Source organism: Massilia antarctica, assembly GCF_015689335.1.
In the GTDB taxonomy this organism is placed as follows: Bacteria; Pseudomonadota; Gammaproteobacteria; order Burkholderiales; family Burkholderiaceae_D; genus Telluria_A; species Telluria_A antarctica.
Map to the genome: position 1 here is coordinate 4850459 of NZ_CP065053.1, position 17250 is coordinate 4867708.

Here is a 17250-nt window from a genome sequence, read left to right on the forward strand (position 1 = left end):
CAGGAGTCGATATGTTCCAGATGTTTGGTTTTGGCGGTGTGGCCTGTCCCCGTTGCGAGCATCAGAATGCCGGCGATTCCGGCTATTGCGCCAAGTGCGGCCTGACCTTGGGCGCACCCCGCAACGAGCCGGTGTTCCGCGAGAACCGCTGGATTCCCGGCGCCGACGAACTGGCCGTGTTTTTCGGCGTCGAGCAGCTTTCCGGCCTGTTCGTGAAGACCTTGCGGGTGCCCGCCACCACGCGCGCCTACATTCTCCAGGCGGGCAAGGCGACCGAGGTGCCGCAGGGCGAGTACGAGATCGAGGGCTTTTTCACGCGCCTCAATCACCTGCTGCGCAATCAGCATGCCGAAATCCTCATCACGCGCACCGCCGCCATGCCGGTCGAGTTTTCCTTCGACGACCTGCTCACGGCCGAACACTTGGCCATCGGGGCGCGCTTCACGGTCAGCATCAAGATCGAACAGGTCAGCGCCTTTGCCCAGTACTTCATGACCATGCCGGGCGCCGTCACCTCAAGCCATTTGCGCGAGCTGCTGGCGCCCTCGGTGCGCCAGCTGGCGGCCGAATTCATCGCCGGCCAGTCGATCCGCGACATGTCGGGCAACCGCGACCTGCGGCCCCAGCTCGACGAGCGCCTGCAAGGCTCGCTCAAGCTGCGCCTGGCCCAGTACGGGCTGGCGGTGGCGCAGGTCGATACACTGGCGCTGCGCCACGATAAATTCGACGCCCACCAGGCGCGCATCGGCACCCTGTGGCTGGTGGCGGACGAGCGTCACGTCAAACTCGAACACGCGAAACAGCTCGACCAGCTGTACAACGACGAGGAATGGCAGCGCATCCGGCGCGAGGAGCAGGAAAACCGCCTGCGCTACCGCCGCCAGGAACTGCGCCAGGACGACAGCATCGACAAAGCCGAATTGACGTTGCAGAACGCCGAGCGCCTGGAATCGCTGCGCGCGCGCGAAATCGACCTGTATGGACGCATCGTCGATTCCAAAAACCGCAAGCAGGCGCTGGAACGGGGCGCCGGCGACATCGTCAACGAACTGGAACACGAGCTGGCCAAGAAGGGCGCGGCGCGCGAGGACGAGTCGACCGAGTGGGCGCACCTGCGTCATCTGGCCCAGCTGCGCATGCGCACCGAACTCGAAGTGGCGCAGCAGGCCGCGCTGGAGATGCGCCAGCTGGCGCAGCAGCGCTTCTCGCATCAGTTATTGCAGCAGCAGATCCAGAACAAGATCACGCAGGCGCTGGGGATCGAGGATGAATCGCGCAAACGCGCCGAGCTGGCGCGCCTGCACCAGGCGCAGCAAGCGGCCAGCGAGCGCGAGACGGCCATGGAAGCGGAGCAGCACAAGGCCCGCTGGCAGTCGCTGGCCCTGGCCAACGCGGCCCACAAGCGCGAGGCCGAGCGCGTCGCCGAATGGGAAGACCAGCTGGCGCTGGACCGCAAGCGCGACTTGCTGCGCGCCGACATGCTCAAGGATACGGGCGCCAAGGCGGACGCCGAAGAGGTCAACCAGAAAATCGAGACCCTGCGCCGCGGCGGCGCCCAGCAGGACGCCATCGCCCAGCACGAAAAGCTGCTGCGCACGATCGACGCCGACGGACGCCATGCGCGCCAGTCGCAGCAGATCGAACTGGAAGCGGAAGAACGGCGCCACGCGCTGCGCCAGCAGGAGCAGGAGGCGGCCTGGCAGCAGGAACTCAAGCGCCTTGCCCACGAGCGCGAAACGCAGTTCGCGCAGCAGGCGCACGAAGCGGAACTGGCGCGCATCGAGATTTCGCGCGTGTCGACCATCGGTAACTTGAGCGACACCGGCAAGGTGGCGCTGGCGGCAGGCCCGAACGCGCTGGCGCTGGCCGACGTGATGAAAACCCAGGTCCACGCCGGCATGACGCCGCACCAGCTGGCGGCGCTGGCGTCGGTGGTGGCGGCGACCTACAGCGTCACGCCGGCCGAAGCGGCGCGCGGCGCGCAGGAGCGGGTCGAGCGCGAACGCGCCCTGCGCGACGCCGAAGTTGACAAGGACCGGCGCCACCAGCTCGACCTGCTGGGGATGCAGAACGATGTGAACAAGGCGGCGCTGGCCTCGCAGTCGGCGCTCGGCACCGGCGTGGCGCAGGGTGGCGCGCAGGTGCGCTATGATCAGGCCCCGCGCCCGGTGGTGCGCATGTGTCCCAACGGGCACCGGGCCGGTCCCAATGATAAATTTTGTGCCGAATGCGGCGCGGCGATCCAACCTTGACAGGACAGATGCAAACGGCAAGAGACAAGATCCGCGAACTGCGCAGCCTGCACGAAGATGGCCTGCTAAGCCAGCAGGAGTTCGACAGCCGCAAGAACGCCATCCTGGATGCGGAGTACGCGCCGCCCGGCGGCAGCGGCACGCCCATGGCGCCGCCGGCGATCCACATCCGCCAGGGCACCGAGATCGGGCTGATGGCAGGCCAGGAAATCGGCCCGCAAAACCGCCGCTACCGGCTGGAACAGCTGATCGCGCAGGGCGGCATGGGCCAGGTGTGGCAGGCGATCGACCTGGCCACCCACGCCGAACTCGGTCACAGCGCGATGGTCGCGCTCAAGATCCTGCCGCCGCAACTGACCCAGAGCGCCACCCACGCCAAGCTGCTGATCGAAGAAGCGACCCAGGCGCGCCGGCTGGCGCATGAACACATCGTGCGGGTCTACGAGTGGGCCCAGGATCCGGCCACGTCGAGCTATTTCATCATCATGGAATGCCTGGAAGGCGAGGATCTCGACAGCCTGCTGGCGCGCGAAGGCACATTGAGCCTGGCGCGCGTGCAGGAGCTGCTCACGCCGATTGCCGACGCCTTGCAGTACGCGTGGGACAAGCACAAGCTGGTTCACCGCGACATCAAGCCGGGCAATGTGTTCGTCACCAAAAAGGGCGAGGTCAAGCTGCTCGACTTCGGCATCGCCGCGCGTGCGCGCAGCAGCGCGAGCAGCATCGGCCTGGAGGCGCCCGGCAACTCGGGCACGGCAGGCTACCGCGCGCCGGAAGCGGGCACCCTGCAACGCCAGCCGAGCCGCGCGCTCGACGTGTATGCGGTGGCGGTGATGATCTACCAGATGGTGGAAGGCCACATGCCGTTCGATGGCCCGCGCAGCGCCAGTCACGAGCCGCCGCGGCCCGAGGCGCTGTCGGCGCGCGAATGGGATGCGCTGCGCGGCGGCTTTGCCTTCGATCCGGACCAGCGGCCGGCCACGGTGCCGGACTTGCTGGCCTCCTTGCGCGGGGCGGTGGGGCCGTCGCCGCAGGAGCTGGCGGCGCAGCATGCCGCGCAACAGGCGCAGGAACAGGTTGCGCATGCGGCGCAGCAGGCGGCATCGCGCGCGCAGGAAGAGCAGCGCGCGAGACAGTTGGCGGTGCAGCGCAAGGCGGAGGCGGAAGCGGCTGCGGCGGCCCATCTGCTCAAGGAAAAGCAGCGCAAGGAGCAGGAAGCGGTCGAGCGCGCCGAAGCCGATGCTGCCAAGCGCGAACGCAAGGAAGCACTGCGCCAGCAGTTGCGCGAGCGGCGCGAGGCCGACGCCGAGAAGGAGCGCAAGGCGCGCGAGGATCAGCAGCGCAAGGCCATGCAGGCCAAGGCCGTGGCGGCGTATCGCGCCGAGCAGCAGCGCGCGCGCGAAGAGATGGCCGAGCGCGGCGCGGCAGAACGCGGCCCGGCCGAACCGGCAGCCGAGGTGCCGGTTGAGCTCCCGGAAGCGGGCGGTCCGGTTGCCGACACCGAAGGCGTTCTGCGTGACCGCTTTTTGGACGGCACGGGCAAGGGGCCGGAGCTGGTGCTGCTGCCGACCGGGCGCTTTCTGATGGGCTCCCCGGAGCACGAGCGCAAGGTCGCGATGCGGGCCGGCTCACAGCAATCGTGGGTGGAGCGCGAAACGCCGCAGCACTGGGTCGGCATCGAGCATCCGCTGGCGATGGGGCGTTTTCCCGTCACGGTGGGCGAGTGGCGCCAGTTCGTGCGCGCCACCGGCTGGCAGCCGCATGGCGAGGTCGATTGGGCCGCCCCGGGGTTTGCCCAGACCGACGCGCATCCGGTGGTGGGCGTGACCTGGCACGACGCGCAAAAGTACGTGCGCTGGCTGAGCGAGAAGACCGGGCAGACTTACCGCCTGCCGAGCGAGGCGGAGTGGGAGTATGCCTGCCGCGCCGGCACCAAAACCGCGTTCAGCTTCGGCGACGAGATCGATACCAGCCTGGCCAATTACGATGGCAACTACACCTACAACGGCAGTCCCAAGGGCGAGTACCGCCAGGGCACCACACGCGCCGGGCTGTTCGCGCCCAATCCGTGGGGGCTGTACGACATGCACGGCAATGTGTGGGAGTGGGTGCAGGACACGGTGCACGACAATTACGAGGGTGCGCCGGCCACCGGGAAAGCCTGGGAGCAGGGCGGGGACCAGAGCCGGCGCATCCTGCGCGGCGGCTCGTGGCTGTACAACCCGCGCTATCTGCGCTCGGCGCTGCGCAATGGGTTTTCTGCGCAGCTCAGTAATGATATTGTCGGGTTCCGCGTAGCGCGCAATATCATCGCGCCCTGAAAGGTTATCTTGCCACGGGTGCGCCGCGAGCGCGATACTGGTCGTTTCAATGTCCAGATACAGTTCATCATGCAGCGCTTCGCTACCTTAAAGACAATGTCACCTGCCAATCCACCTCCCGATTTCGTTCCAATTTTTGAGTTTGTTAACAATCGCTCGACCCCGATCACGCTTTATCTGGAGCTGACGCCCCAAGAAGTCGAATTGTTACCGGGCGATGCGGTGCAGGTATTGGTGTACAAGGAGGATGAGACCTTGCCGATTCATCTGGAACTTGGCGACGACTATCTTTGCATTCATCCTAATCGGAGTTGGGGAAACTGGTACGTGTACAAAAACGGTGAGGACTTCTCCGGAACGCCTTACCGGACACCCTATACAAAGCCATTCGTTTTCACCTGACGTATGTCCGCATCCGCCGCCGGGCGGCGTGGGTGGTTCCGGCATGAGAGTTGCGCGGCGTGCGTCCTGCAGGCTCCCCCCATTCCGTGGGATGCGCGCTGCCGCGAAAGGGTGTAAATTCCGCCCACACCCACCCTCATCAAGAAGGAACATCATGTCCATTACCGTCAAGCGCGACCTGTCGCAGCCAATGCGCCATATCGTCCACGTGCGCAACCACCTGATCCCGGCCGACGGCTCGGTCGAGGAGGGCGGCGCCGATGCCGGACCGTCCCCGCACGACCTGTACGACGCCGCCCTGGGCGCCTGCAAGGCCCTCACCGTGGTCTGGTACGCCAAGCGCAAGGGCATTCCGGTCGAGGACATCGAAGTGACTGTCGAACGCGACGCCAGCGAGGAGCGCAAGGGCGTGTACCGCCTGTCCGCCGCGCTACGCCTCGAAGGCGAGCTGTCCGACGCCCAGCGCGCCGAGCTCCTGGCCGCCGCCGAGAAATGCCCGATTCAAAAGCTGATGACCGGCGTGACCACCGAAATCACCACCACCCTGGTGCAGCCATGAGCATCGCCTACTTTTTCAAGCCGCACGAAAAGGATATCGGCGGCGGCTTTCGCGTGCGCCGCGTGCTGCCGGCGGCGGCCAAGCAGGCGGTCGGGCCGTTCATTTTCTTCGACCATTTCGGTCCCATCGACGCGCCGGCCGAGGCCAATCACGATGTGCGTCCGCATCCCCACATCGGCCTGGCCACGGTGACGTATCTGTACGAAGGCGCGATCGAGCACCGCGACAGCGTCGGTTCGGTGCAGCGCATCGAGCCGGGCGCGATCAACTGGATGACCGCCGGCAGCGGCATCGTCCATTCCGAACGTACCCCGCTTGACCTGGCCGGCAAGCCGCGCCGCTCGCATGGCCTGCAGCTGTGGGCTGCGCTGCCACGCGCGCACGAGGAAGATCCTCCCAGCTTCGCGCACACACCGGCGAGCGACATCCCGGTGGCGCAGCTCGACGGCGCGCTGGTGCGGGTGCTGATCGGCAGCGCCTTCGGCCAGACCTCGCCGGTGGCGACCTTCAGCGAAACGCTGTACCTCGATATCGCGCTTGACCCGGGCCGCGCCATCGAACTCGATGACCTGCCGCAGGAAGCGGCGATTTATCCCGTCAGCGGCGAGATCGCGATCGATGGCGAGCCGCTGGCGCCGCACACGATGGCGTATATCGAGGCCGGCACGGGCGCGAGCGTGTACGCCAGCGCCGGCGCGCAGTTCGTCGTCATCGGCGGGGCGCCGCTCGATGGCCACCGGAATATGTACTGGAATTTCGTCTCGTCGAGCAAGGAGCGCATCGCGCGCGCTTGCGACGACTGGGAGCAGCAGCGCTTCGGCAAGGTGCCCGGCGAAACCGAATTCATTCCCCTGCCCAAGCGCTGACGGGAACTTTGCAGCACGGCAGCGGTCTAAGCATGTACACCAACCGCATGGAGGCGATCATGAAGATTCCTGATGAGCTGCAAATTCCCGCTGTCGTGTTTGCAATGCAGGCGGCGCTGCTGTTCGGCGTGGCGATGATCTTTCTGGTGCTGTCGTCCGGCATCTGAACCCATTCTCCCGGCAGCGGCATTCCCCGCCGCTGCCGCTGCCGGGTTGTTCCTCTAAAACAACAATTCAACAAATTTGAGTGTTTCTTCAATGCACGTATAATTGCTCATGGGACATAATACAGCCCCAGCCTTTAGCAACCTATTGAGGAAACACATGAACCAACCACTGCGCCTGACCCTCGTCACCGCGATCCTGGCGGCCTTTGGCGTCGCAGCGCACGCCGCCGATTCGCCCACCGTCACCATCAGCGGGTTCGGCACGGCCGCCCTGACGGCGACCGATACGAATGACGTCGAGTATGCGCGTTTCAACCAGGCCGCCGGTGTCGGCACGAGTCCGCGCGCCGGTGTCGATTCCAATTTTGGCATCCAGGGCACGGCCAGGATGAATGACTGGCTGTCGTTCACCGCACAGGGCCTGGCGCGCAAGAATGCGCGCGATGCCTGGGGCGCCGAATTGAGCTGGGCGTTTGCCAAGTTCAAGGTCAGCGATGAAGTGTCGATCCGTGTCGGCCGCATCGGCATGCCGATCTACATGATTTCCGATTTCCGTCAGGTCGGCTACGCCAACACCATGATCCGTCCTTCGCGGGAAGTGTACGGCCAGATCTACGGCGACTCCTACGATGGCGTCGATGCCATGGTCCAGCATAACTTTGGCGACACCACCGTGACCGCCCAGATCGGCGTCGGCACGATGTCGGCCAGGATCACCGACGACAACCGCATCAAGTACAAGCCGGCGACCACGATCAATATCGTGGCCGAAAACGGCCCGTTCACGGTGCGCTTCGGCCGTGCCGACGCCAAGGTCAGCGTGGAAGACAGCGAATCGATCGACGGCTTGCTGGCTACCCTGCGCAAGGTGGGGATGTCCAGGGTCGCCGACGAGCTGTCGGTCACCGATGTCGACGGTTCCTTCACCTCGCTCGGCGTCACCATGGATTACAAGAATATCCTGGTGCAAAGCGAATATGCGGTGCGCAAGACCGACTCGCTTGCCCTGCCGAACACCACCTCCTACTACGCGATGCTCGGTTACCGCTTTGGCAAGATCACGCCGTTCTACTACTACGGCAAGGTCAAGCAGGACAGCGCGCGCGTGTACGCCGGCTTGCCCGCTGCCGGTCCGTTGGCGCCGCTGAGCGCTGGGGTTGCGATGGCCATGAAGACCGGCCTGCAATCGACCAATGCCGTTGGCGTGCGTTGGGACTTCAACAAGTCGGCCGCCTTGAAGGTGCAGATCGACCACATCAAGCCGCGCGATGGCGCCGGTACCTTCCTGCGGGCCAAGCCAGGCTTCAGCGATAGCGTGAATGTCTACGCCGCCGGCATCGATTTCGTATTCTAAGGAGAACCGTATGAAAGTAACTATCGGCACCTTGCTGCTGGCAGCAGGCATGTTTGGGGCGACCGTGCCCGCGCTCGCGGAAATCGTCGTGGTCGTCAATCCAAAAAATCCGGCCACGCGCATGTTCAGCGAGCAGGCGGCCCAGTTTTTCACCGGAAAATCGGCCCTGTTCACGCCGATCGAGTTCAATGAAGGCGCGGCTATCCGCACCGAGTTCTACAGCAAAGTGCTGCAGAAGGAACCGGCCCAGGTCAAGGCGATCTGGTCCAAGCTGGTGTTCACCGGCAAGGGCACGGCGCCCAAGGAATACCACACGGCGGCCGAAGTGAAAAAGGCCGTCGCGGCCGATGTGAGCGCCATCGCCTACATCGACAAGTCGGCCGTGGATGAGAGCGTGAAAGTCATCCTCACGGTGCAGTAAGCAATTGCCTGCCGGGCCGCGGTGCCCGGCACACCTCTCCTTGTTCTCCGTTTTATTTCCCCGTTTTGTTCGCCATCGATTGCCAAGGGTAATGCATTCTTGCGCTTCGTTATTGGAAAAAATATTCTATTTGGCATGGCATTAAGTTACCTTTCGTGAAGAAGTTATTCGATAGGCTAGATTAAAGCGCACCAATGCCTGCTTGTGTTCCTTCGATACAACGCTTTCGTGAAATTGGGCGAGTGAACGGTACACAAATAGTTACTCGTGTCCCACACTAAGGCTTCAGCACTCGCGAACCATTGAGGAGATAGAATGAATCAACCACTGCGCCTTGCCTTGGTTTCAGCAATCCTGGCAGCCTTCAGCATGTCGTCGCACGCGGCCGATGGCCCGACCGTGACCATCAGCGGATTCGGTACCGCGGCCCTGACCGCGACCGATACCGACGACGTCGAATTCGCCCGCCCGAATCAGCAGGCAGGCGTGGGCAAGAGCCCGCGTCCCGGCGTCGATTCGAATTTCGGCATCCAGGGCACGTCCAAGATGAACGACTGGTTGTCGTTCACCGTGCAGGGTCTGGCCCGCAAGAATGCGCGCGATGCCTGGGGCGCCGAACTGAGCTGGGCGTTCGCCAAGTTCAAGGTCAACGATGAGATATCGATTCGGGTCGGCCGCATCGGCATGCCGATCTACATGATTTCGGACTTCCGCCAGGTGGGCTACGCCAACACCATGATCCGTCCGCCCACCGAAGTGTATCGCCAGGTGAACGGCGATTCCTTCGATGGCGTCGATGTGGTGTATCAGCACAATTTCGGCGACACCACGGTGACGGCGCAGGCTGGCATCGGCAATATGAAGGCCAAGAGCACCGACGATGCCAAGGTCAAGTACCGGCCGGCGACGGCGATTCACATCGTGGCCGAAAACGGGCCGTTCACCGTGCGCTTCGGCCGTGCCGATGCCAAGGTCACCGTGGAAGACAACAAGGCGCTCGACGGCTTGCTGGCCACCTTGCGCCGGGTTGGCCTGACCCAGGTCGCGCAAGACCTCAGCATTACTGATGTCGATGGCTCCTTCACCTCGGTCGGCTTCACCATGGATTACAAGAATTTCCTGATACAGACCGAATACGCGATGCGCAGGACCGATTCGCTCATCATCGTGGACACCAATTCCTACTATGCCATGTTCGGCTATCGCTTCGGCAAATTCACCCCGTACTACTTCTACGGCGACACCAAGCAGGACAGCGCCCGCACGTATGCCGGCTTGCCGACCAGCGGCCCACTGGCGCCGCTGACGGCCGGCGTGAATGGGGTGGTCAAGGCGGCGCAGCAATCGACCAACGCGGTCGGCCTGCGCTGGGACTTCAGCAAGTCCGCCGCGCTCAAGGTGCAGGTTGACCGGGTCAAGCCACGCGATGGCGCCGGCACGTTCCTGCGGGCCAAGCCTGGGTTTCACGATACTGTGAACGTCTACGCCGCCGGTATCGACTTTGTATTTTAAGGAGAGCAGCATGAAGACAACAATCGGCAAGATGCTGCTTGCGGCAGGCTTGTTTGCGACGACCGTGCCCGCGTTCGCGGAAATCGCCGTGATCGTCAACCCCAAGAATCCGGCCACGCGCATGTTCAGCGAGCAGGCGGCCCAGTTTTTCATCGGCAAGTCGGCCTTGTTCACGCCGATCGAGTTTAACGAAGGCGCGCCCATCCGCACCGAGTTTTACACCAAGGTGCTGCAGAAGGAACCTGCGCAGGTCAAGGCCATCTGGTCCAAGCTGGTGTTTACCGGCAAGGGCACGGCACCGAAGGAATATCATTCGGCAGCCGAGGTAAAAAAGGCGGTCGCGGCCGATGTGAGTGCGATCGGCTACATCGACAAGTCGGCCGTGGACGATACCGTGAAAGTCATTCTCACGGTGCAGTAAGCATCGGCAGAGCGCCCACAGCCGGGCGCGCGGCGCCATGAAGGCCCTCCTGTTGTCCGGGAGGGCCTTGTCGTTTCGGGAACAGAAATTTGCCGGCGCGCTCGCGCATCTGCTAGGCTGGGCGACCGCGGCACGCCGCTCACCACGCCCACCCGATGACGTCACTTCCCGCAGCGCCCCAGACCATTCCCCCAGCCGATGGCGTACCCGTCTTCGGCCGCTTCGCCGGTGCCGCCACGCGCTTCGACTGGGCCCGCCTGGCGGCGCCGCACGCGCGCAGCCGCTGGTGGCGCCGCTTCCACCACAAGCGCTGGCACTACACCGCGCTGGCGACCGATCAATTGTTTTGCGGTATCGCCATCGTCGATGTCGGCTGGACCAACACGGCCTTTGCGTATGTGTTCGAGCGCGGGCAGCGCGCGGTGGTCGCGGGCTTTTCGCGCGACGGCATTCCGGGGCTGACCGCGCGCCTGGCCGATCACGCGGGTGAACAGAGCCGTTTCAGTTTTGCCGGCAGCCGCATCGAGATGTCGGCCAGCACACTGTCGCTGCGCTGCAAGGATGTGCGGATCGATGCCGCCTTCGGCGCACCGGGCGCGCCGCTGTTGCTGGCCGTGGGACCGGTGCAGGGCGGGGCGGTGCATGCGACGCAGAAATCATCGGGCCTCGCGCTCACGGGCATGGTGCGCGTTGGCGAGCGCGCGTACCAGCTTGATGGCGGCGTTGCCAGCTTCGACTATTCGAACGGTTTACTGGCGCGCAACACGGCGTGGCGCTGGGCGTCGGCGCACAGCCTGGAACTGGGCTTCAATGTGCAGGCCGGCTATTTCGGCTCGCACGAGAACGCCTTGTGGCTGGACGGACGCCTGATCGGACTTGGCGCCGCCACGTTCGAGTTCGTCGAAGGCGATCCGATGGCGCCGTGGCACGTGTTCACCGATGACGGCTTGCTCGACCTGCATTTCACGCCGGAAGGGGCGCGCCGCGAGGACAAGAACCTGCTGGTGGCGGCCAGCCGCTATGTGCAGCCGATCGGCACCTTTTCCGGGTGGGTGAGGGCGAGCGCGGATGGGCCGCGCCGTGCCGTGGTCCGTTTGGCCGGCGTGACCGAAGACCACGCGTCGCGCTGGTAGCGCATGGCAGCGCCCGCCCGCGCGCAATGCGGCGGACAGGCCGGCGCGGACAGGCCAGCGCGTTCGGACAGGGCGCGCAGACATCGGCGCCACATGCATATCTTTTTATCTTGACATCAAAATTCAATCGGCATATATTTCATTTTCCAGATTTGGAAGCGTTTCCATAATGGAGAGAATGTTAAGTTTCCGCTCTCCAATTTATCGAAAAAAAACGCGTGCACAAGCGTGCGGCCCGGCCGACGAGGAGACCGATGTCCGCTATGAACCGCTCATGCAACAGGCGTTCCGGGGCCTGGCTTTTCCTGTCCGACGCAGTCCGGGCCGCGCGTATCGCTGAGCCGGCCGCATGTTCCACCTGAATCCTGACAGGCCGCGCGCGTTTTGCGCAGTCTGGCACAGCGCGGTGCCGATGCTGATGGAAGCGCTACCAACGTGCTTCCCGACCCTGTGCCGCATTTTATGAAGAGCTTTACTAGGAGACATTGTGAAAAATCAAGATAACAAGCTGGTCAGCCGGAAACGCAAATTCGTCCTGTCCGCCATCGCGGGCAGTATCCTGGGCATCTATGGCGCCGGCGCGAGCGCCAGCGTGACCAATCCCGTGATCGGCCAGTTGCTGTGGTCGGAAGAGTTCAACGGCCCCAGCCTGAACAGCTCGGTCTGGACTGCGGAAGACGGCAATGGTTGCCAGATCAACCTGTGCGGCTACGGCAACCAGGAACTCGAGTACTACAGCCCGAACAATCTCTCCATCGTCAATGTGCCGTTCGAGCCCAATTCGCGCGCGCTGGCGATCAAGGCCCAGCGTCAAACGGTCGGCGCCAATTCCTTCACTTCCGGCAAAGTGACATCGGCAGGCAAGGTGCAGGTGCAGTACGGCATGATCGAACTGCGCGTGAGCACGCCGCAGCTCGGCACCGGCTTGTGGCCGGCCGCGTGGCTGCTGGGATCGAGCCCGCAGACCTGGCCGCGTAATGGCGAGATCGATATTCTGGAGATGGGCCACCGCGCCAGCTCGCGTGCCGCCGCCGGCAATGCGCCGATGGACAGCTTCGTCGGTTCGAACGTGATTACCTACCAGCAGGCCGCCTGCGTGCCGGGTAACGAAAGCTGCGCCGCGTCGACCGCGTGGCAAACCAAGAACTGGTACATCGCTCCGACCTCGATGGCGAACCGCTTCGTCACCTATCGCATGTACTGGACCGAGTCGCAGATGCGTTTTACCGTCGTCGATAATGGCGTCGAGCACAATTTGTACGATAACCCGCTGCCGGTCAATTCGACCGCGCTGCAGGCGCCGTTCTATCTGCTGCTGAACCTGGCGGTGGGCGGGAACTTTACCGATGCGGCGTCGCCGGGACAAGTCACGGCGCCGCTGCCGGGCACGATGTATGTCGATTATGTGCGCGTGTATCAGCTCGACGGCAAGGGTACGGTCAAGCTGGGCAACCAGACGACGCCGGAAGTGGGCAAGTTCGGCGTGTTCACCGATAACACCGCCGTCAATAACAAGCAGGTGGCCGGCACCAGCTCCGACATCTTTGTGTGGAATAACTCTTCCATGTCAGGCGGGAATACCCCGCCTTACGAGGGCAGCAATGTGATGGCCTTGAACTATACCGCGCCAAACCAGTGGTTCGGCGGCAGCGTGCAATCGCGCCAGGCGCACGACATGAGCAATTTCAGGAACGGCAATCTCAAGTTCCGCATCAAGATTCCTGCCAATGTGGCGTTCAATGTGAGTATCCAGGATACCTACACCAACCAGAACGCGGTCAAGTTCCCGGCCAATGCGACCACGTATGGCCTGGTGCGTAACGGTGAATGGGCCACGGCGACGATTCCGGTATCGACCCTGGTGGGGCCGAAAGTGGCGTTGCAGTCGATGCTGGACCTGTTCCAGTTTTCGAGCGAGGCGACGCAATTGCCGGGCGCGCCGTTCCAGATGGCGATCGACGATATTGTGTGGGATTCCGGTACGCCGACGCCGACGCCGACGCCGACGCCGACGCCGACACCAACCCCAACGCCGACTCCAACGCCGACACCGACGCCAACGCCGACACCGACTCCAACGCCGACGCCAACCCCAACCCCGACCCCGGTCTCGGTCAGCGCCACCCAGACCGGCTCGACGACCCTGCAGTTCGCCGTGCGCACGTCAAGCTGGGCGGACGTGCATTACACGGTCAATTCCGGTGGCCAGCAAAACCTGCGCATGCGCCAGGACGCGGGCAATAACACCTACTCGGCAGGCGGCCTGAAGGCGGGCGACGTGGTCAAGTACAGCTTCACGTACTGGGATACCACGCGTAATTATGCGGTCGACACTGCCCTGCAAAGCTTCACGATGAAGTAATTGCGCAGCGAGGATGACAGCGGGGCGGTCGCGGATTGCGACCGCCCTGTGCCGTTTACCTGGCCTTGCCGGCCGGCGCTGGCCGGGCTGCCGCCAGCCATTGCGTCGTTGGCTGAATCACTGGCGGTTTGCGTTCCGGACCGAAGGCCGCGGCGGCCTTGGCCGCTGTCAGTCCGGCAAACAGGGGACTCCCTTTGCCATCGTATAAAATGGAAAGCGTGTCCAAGGCCCTGCATGCCAATGAATAAACTACTAGACGATATGCTGTCGCGCGACCCCATGCGGGTGTGGTCGGCATCCGGTGCGCTTATCCATCTGTGGGATCGCACCGTACTCGATATGTTCGCCGCCCGTCTCGGTGACATGCAGCGTGCGACGAAAGACGTGGCGCTGGGCGGGGCGGTGTTCCCCAACGCGGAACACCTCAACTTCGCATTTCGAAGGCTGGCCTTCCACCGCGATACGCGGCAGTGCCTGTGCGCGCTGTATCCCGCCTACCTGATGTATAACCCGCAGCGGGAACAGAAAGCCGGTAACGTATCCATCGACACCGTCTCGCCGGCCGAAGGCGGGTGGGGCGAGGATATCGGCTGCACCTGCTGCCGCTGCGGCACCCGGTTCAAGGTGGAAGAGCGCGAATCGCATTACACCTGGTGGGGCTGGCAAGCGCTGCCCCGGTCCGGCTGAGGCAATAGAGCGGTCGCCTCAATCGGCGGCGTCGAGCCAGAAAATGGCATAGGCCTTCGCCGGCGTTTTTTCGGTCGGCTTTTCAATCTGGATCTGGGCGCAGTCTTCCGCGACCAGGCTGCGCCAGTTGGGAATGCCGGCGTTGGCAAACACCGTGGTCGCTTTCGACGCGAGACTGATATCGAGGGCCAGGCGGGCATTGCGCGCCCCCGTTTTGGCGTAATTCACGCCGCGCAGCTCAAAACCGAACGTGGTCAGCCACGGCTCCCACAGGCCCGATTCGACGCCTTGCACGATGCGGCCGAACATATCCTTGAGCGGCAAACCTTTCTTGATCACGCCGCGCAGCGGTTCGAGCGACGGCGCTGTGCGCGCGTCGGTCGACAGCTTGCCCGCGCCGCGTTCCCCGATGGCCTTGATTTCCTTGGAAAAGGCCGCGTCACGTTCGGTGTAATCGCGCATCCGGGCGAAAAATTCGGTACTGATGAACGGATTTTCAGGCCGGCCGACTGGTTCCTCGGGCGCGCGTTTTACCGGAGGTTGTTTTTTGGTGGTCATAGATTCAGTGCTTGCTTGTCTTAGGTGGTAGAGCCGTAGTTTAACCTATCGCTCACTTGCCAAGCAGCGCAAGCGATGCATTCCATTGCCCCAGCCACGGATGCAGGAAATCGTGGCCCTGGAACGCGCGCTTGAGTTGCGATACCGGTACCCGGTACAGATCGTTCATTCCCAGGGCCAGGGTCACCGGATTCCACATGGCCTGCTTTTTCGATTTCCTGGCGCTGCCTTTGATGCGCGCGCCTTCATCGCCGAAGACGCCGAGGGCGTCGTCGAGCGCCTTGGCGATGTCGATGCGCAGCATTCCCGCGAAAGCGGCGATCACTTCGTCCCTGCTGATGCCCACACGTGCTTCCTGGGCCGTTTCCACCACCACCGGCTTGGGTTCCGCTTCGCGTTTCAGCCTGGCGACCAGTTTTTCCAGCTCTTTTTTGAGGAAGCGCAGTTCGTGCAGCTCGCGCCGGAAACCCGGCGGCGGCAGCGTCACCACGATCTTGTAGGCGTCCTTGGTGATCGTGATCAGCACATCGTCGCTGCCGGCCACCAGGCGCGCGGTATCGCCTTCGAAGAAGATCGGCGCCGCATAGCCGCCATTGGCGTCGCCGAACAGATCGGGATACGCGGCGTCGTAATCGAGCCACACGTAGGGCGTTAGCGTATGTTCTATCAGCCGCGCCAAGGTCCAGGAAGACCCGGTTTGCTGTTCCATCCACGCGCAGGCTTGTTCTGTTGTCGCCCGAAACGGCAGTTCGATGATCGTCATTGTTTGTCCACTTACAGGAGTTCGGCGGCCGGGGTGCCCGGCCAATACCGCCATGATAGGCGATCCCGGGGCAGGGCAAGCGTTTTTGGCTGGGCCGGCCGCGTGAGATAATGGCCGGCATGACGCTCACAATCTCCAGGATTCTCCACGCCGGCTATGTATTCGAATGCGAGGGCACGCGCATCGCGTTCGATCCGGTCTTCGAAAATCCCTTCAGCCGCAACTGCCACGCTTTTCCGGACGTTCGTTTCGACCACGCGCAAATCCGCGCCGTGCGCTTCGATGCCGTCTTCATTTCGCATTTCCACGACGACCACTGCTCGTTCGACAGCCTCGATTTGCTGGACCGCGCCACGCCGATCCATATCTACTGCATGTTCGACGAGTTGTTCGACATGGTGCGCGAGCTGGGCTTTGTTCATGTTCACCCGCTGCACATCGACGTGCCGGTGCCGGTCGGCGCGTTCACGGTGACCCCGCGCGAAGCCATGGACGCCGACGTCGACTCGATGTTCCATATCCAGGCCGCCGGCCTGAATGTGCTCAATGTGGTCGATTCGTGGATCGATCCGGCGACCCTGCCGGCACTGGCGCGCTTCGCGCTGTGGGATATGGTGCTGTGGCCATTCCAGACCATGCGCGAAATCGAAGTCCTGTCGCCATCGCGCGCCGTGGCCGCGCCGGTGCAATTGCCCGAGGAATGGTTCGAACAACTGGCCGCGCTCAAGCCGCGCTATGTGGTGCCCAGTTCCTGCCAGTTCGTGCAGGAGCCATGGTCCTGGTATAACCACGCGTTTTTCCCGATCACCTACCGCCAGTTCGGGCAAGAGATGGGCGCGGCCTTGCCGGATTCGCGCATCGTCAGGATGAATCCATCGGTGTCGTTCGCGCTGGACCACGATGGACTCAAGGCCGCGCCGCCGTTAAGCTGGGTAGTGCCGGTGGGCGAGCAGGATGTCGATTACCAGTACGAGGGGCACGCGCAGGCGCCCCGCACGGCCGATATCGCGCGCCATTTTCCGCCGTTGACCGCGGCGCAGCACGCGCGCGTGGTTCATTACTGCGAGTCGGGCCTGCTGGATAAATACCGGGGCATGGAACTGCCGGAAGAGAGTTTTTTCGAGACCCCGCGCGTGTGGCGACTGTCAGTCTTCGATCATGAAGGGCAGGGCACCGATTTTCATTACCGGATCGAAGGCGACCATATCGAGCTGTTTTCCGGCGTGCCGGCTGCCCTGTCGTGGACGACCGAGGTGCCGGTCGCGCGCCTGTACGCGGCGCTGGAACTGGGCGAGGCATTGACCTCGATGTATCTGCGGATGAATGATTCGGTATTCGACGCGCAGACCGAAGCCGACCTGCTCGATGCCGAACTGGTGGACGATCCCTTGATCCGCTGCCTGTTCAACGATGTATTCGGTGCCTATCAGGCGGCCCAGCTACGCCGCATCAAGGAACGCGGCTAGCGCGGC

The 17250-nt window shown here is 63.5% G+C and carries 16 protein-coding genes; 14 read left to right on the forward strand and 2 right to left on the reverse strand.

The features are described from left to right. Positions 1–11 precede the first annotated feature (11 nt). From IV454_RS21585 to IV454_RS21640, 13 genes are all read left to right on the forward strand, one after another. Positions 12–2252, forward strand: a complete 2241-nt coding sequence (locus IV454_RS21585) for an SPFH domain-containing protein (protein WP_206087761.1) — start codon at positions 12–14, stop codon at positions 2250–2252. Between the two features lie 8 nt (positions 2253–2260). Next, positions 2261–4573 (forward strand): SUMF1/EgtB/PvdO family nonheme iron enzyme, encoded by a 2313-nt coding sequence (locus tag IV454_RS21590; protein ID WP_206087762.1) that lies wholly within the window; start codon positions 2261–2263, stop codon positions 4571–4573. Between the two features lie 9 nt (positions 4574–4582). After that, positions 4583–4975: a hypothetical protein gene (locus tag IV454_RS21595; protein ID WP_206087763.1), complete on the forward strand. Its 393-nt coding sequence runs from the start codon at positions 4583–4585 to the stop codon at positions 4973–4975. A gap of 154 nt (positions 4976–5129) precedes the next feature. Then, the gene (locus IV454_RS21600; protein ID WP_206087764.1) at positions 5130–5534 is read left to right on the forward strand and encodes an OsmC family protein; all 405 of its coding nucleotides are present in this window, start codon (positions 5130–5132) and stop codon (positions 5532–5534) included. Continuing rightward, complete coding sequence (locus IV454_RS21605; RefSeq protein WP_206087765.1) at positions 5531–6400, forward strand: pirin family protein; 870 nt, start codon at positions 5531–5533, stop codon at positions 6398–6400. Before IV454_RS21600 ends, IV454_RS21605 begins: the two co-directional genes overlap by 4 nt. A 32-nt stretch (positions 6401–6432) precedes the next feature. Continuing rightward, complete coding sequence (locus tag IV454_RS33365) at positions 6433–6567, forward strand: hypothetical protein (RefSeq protein ID WP_282961360.1); 135 nt, start codon at positions 6433–6435, stop codon at positions 6565–6567. Between the two features lie 157 nt (positions 6568–6724). Next, entirely contained in the window at positions 6725–7921 is a 1197-nt protein-coding gene (locus IV454_RS21610) for a hypothetical protein (protein ID WP_206087766.1), read from the forward strand. 10 nt (positions 7922–7931) lie between these two features. Beyond that, complete coding sequence (locus tag IV454_RS21615) at positions 7932–8342, forward strand: hypothetical protein (protein WP_206087767.1); 411 nt, start codon at positions 7932–7934, stop codon at positions 8340–8342. Positions 8343–8657: 315 nt separating this feature from the next. Then, complete coding sequence (locus IV454_RS21620) at positions 8658–9854, forward strand: porin (RefSeq protein WP_206087768.1); 1197 nt, start codon at positions 8658–8660, stop codon at positions 9852–9854. A gap of 10 nt (positions 9855–9864) precedes the next feature. Next, positions 9865–10275: a hypothetical protein gene (locus IV454_RS21625; protein ID WP_206087769.1), complete on the forward strand. Its 411-nt coding sequence runs from the start codon at positions 9865–9867 to the stop codon at positions 10273–10275. Positions 10276–10430: 155 nt separating this feature from the next. After that, positions 10431–11408, forward strand: coding sequence for a DUF2804 domain-containing protein (locus IV454_RS21630; protein ID WP_206087770.1), 978 nt, complete (start codon positions 10431–10433; stop codon positions 11406–11408). 487 nt (positions 11409–11895) lie between these two features. Further along, positions 11896–13770 (forward strand): glycoside hydrolase family 16 protein, encoded by a 1875-nt coding sequence (locus IV454_RS21635; protein ID WP_206087771.1) that lies wholly within the window; start codon positions 11896–11898, stop codon positions 13768–13770. A 240-nt stretch (positions 13771–14010) separates the two neighbouring features. Next, on the forward strand, positions 14011–14457 hold the full coding sequence (locus tag IV454_RS21640; protein ID WP_206087772.1) for a hypothetical protein: 447 nt from the start codon (positions 14011–14013) through the stop codon (positions 14455–14457). An 18-nt stretch (positions 14458–14475) separates the two neighbouring features. Here IV454_RS21640 and IV454_RS21645 read toward each other — a convergent pair whose 3' ends face one another. Together IV454_RS21645 and IV454_RS21650 are read right to left on the reverse strand one after the other, a co-directional pair. Then, positions 14476–15015, reverse strand: a complete 540-nt coding sequence (locus tag IV454_RS21645; protein WP_206087773.1) for a hypothetical protein — start codon at positions 15013–15015, stop codon at positions 14476–14478. A 52-nt stretch (positions 15016–15067) separates the two neighbouring features. Then, on the reverse strand, positions 15068–15778 hold the full coding sequence (locus IV454_RS21650; protein ID WP_206087774.1) for a hypothetical protein: 711 nt from the start codon (positions 15776–15778) through the stop codon (positions 15068–15070). A gap of 119 nt (positions 15779–15897) precedes the next feature. Between IV454_RS21650 and IV454_RS21655 the strand changes: the two genes are divergently transcribed. Beyond that, positions 15898–17244 (forward strand): MBL fold metallo-hydrolase, encoded by a 1347-nt coding sequence (locus IV454_RS21655; RefSeq protein WP_206087775.1) that lies wholly within the window; start codon positions 15898–15900, stop codon positions 17242–17244. The last annotated feature ends 6 nt before the right edge of the window (positions 17245–17250 follow it).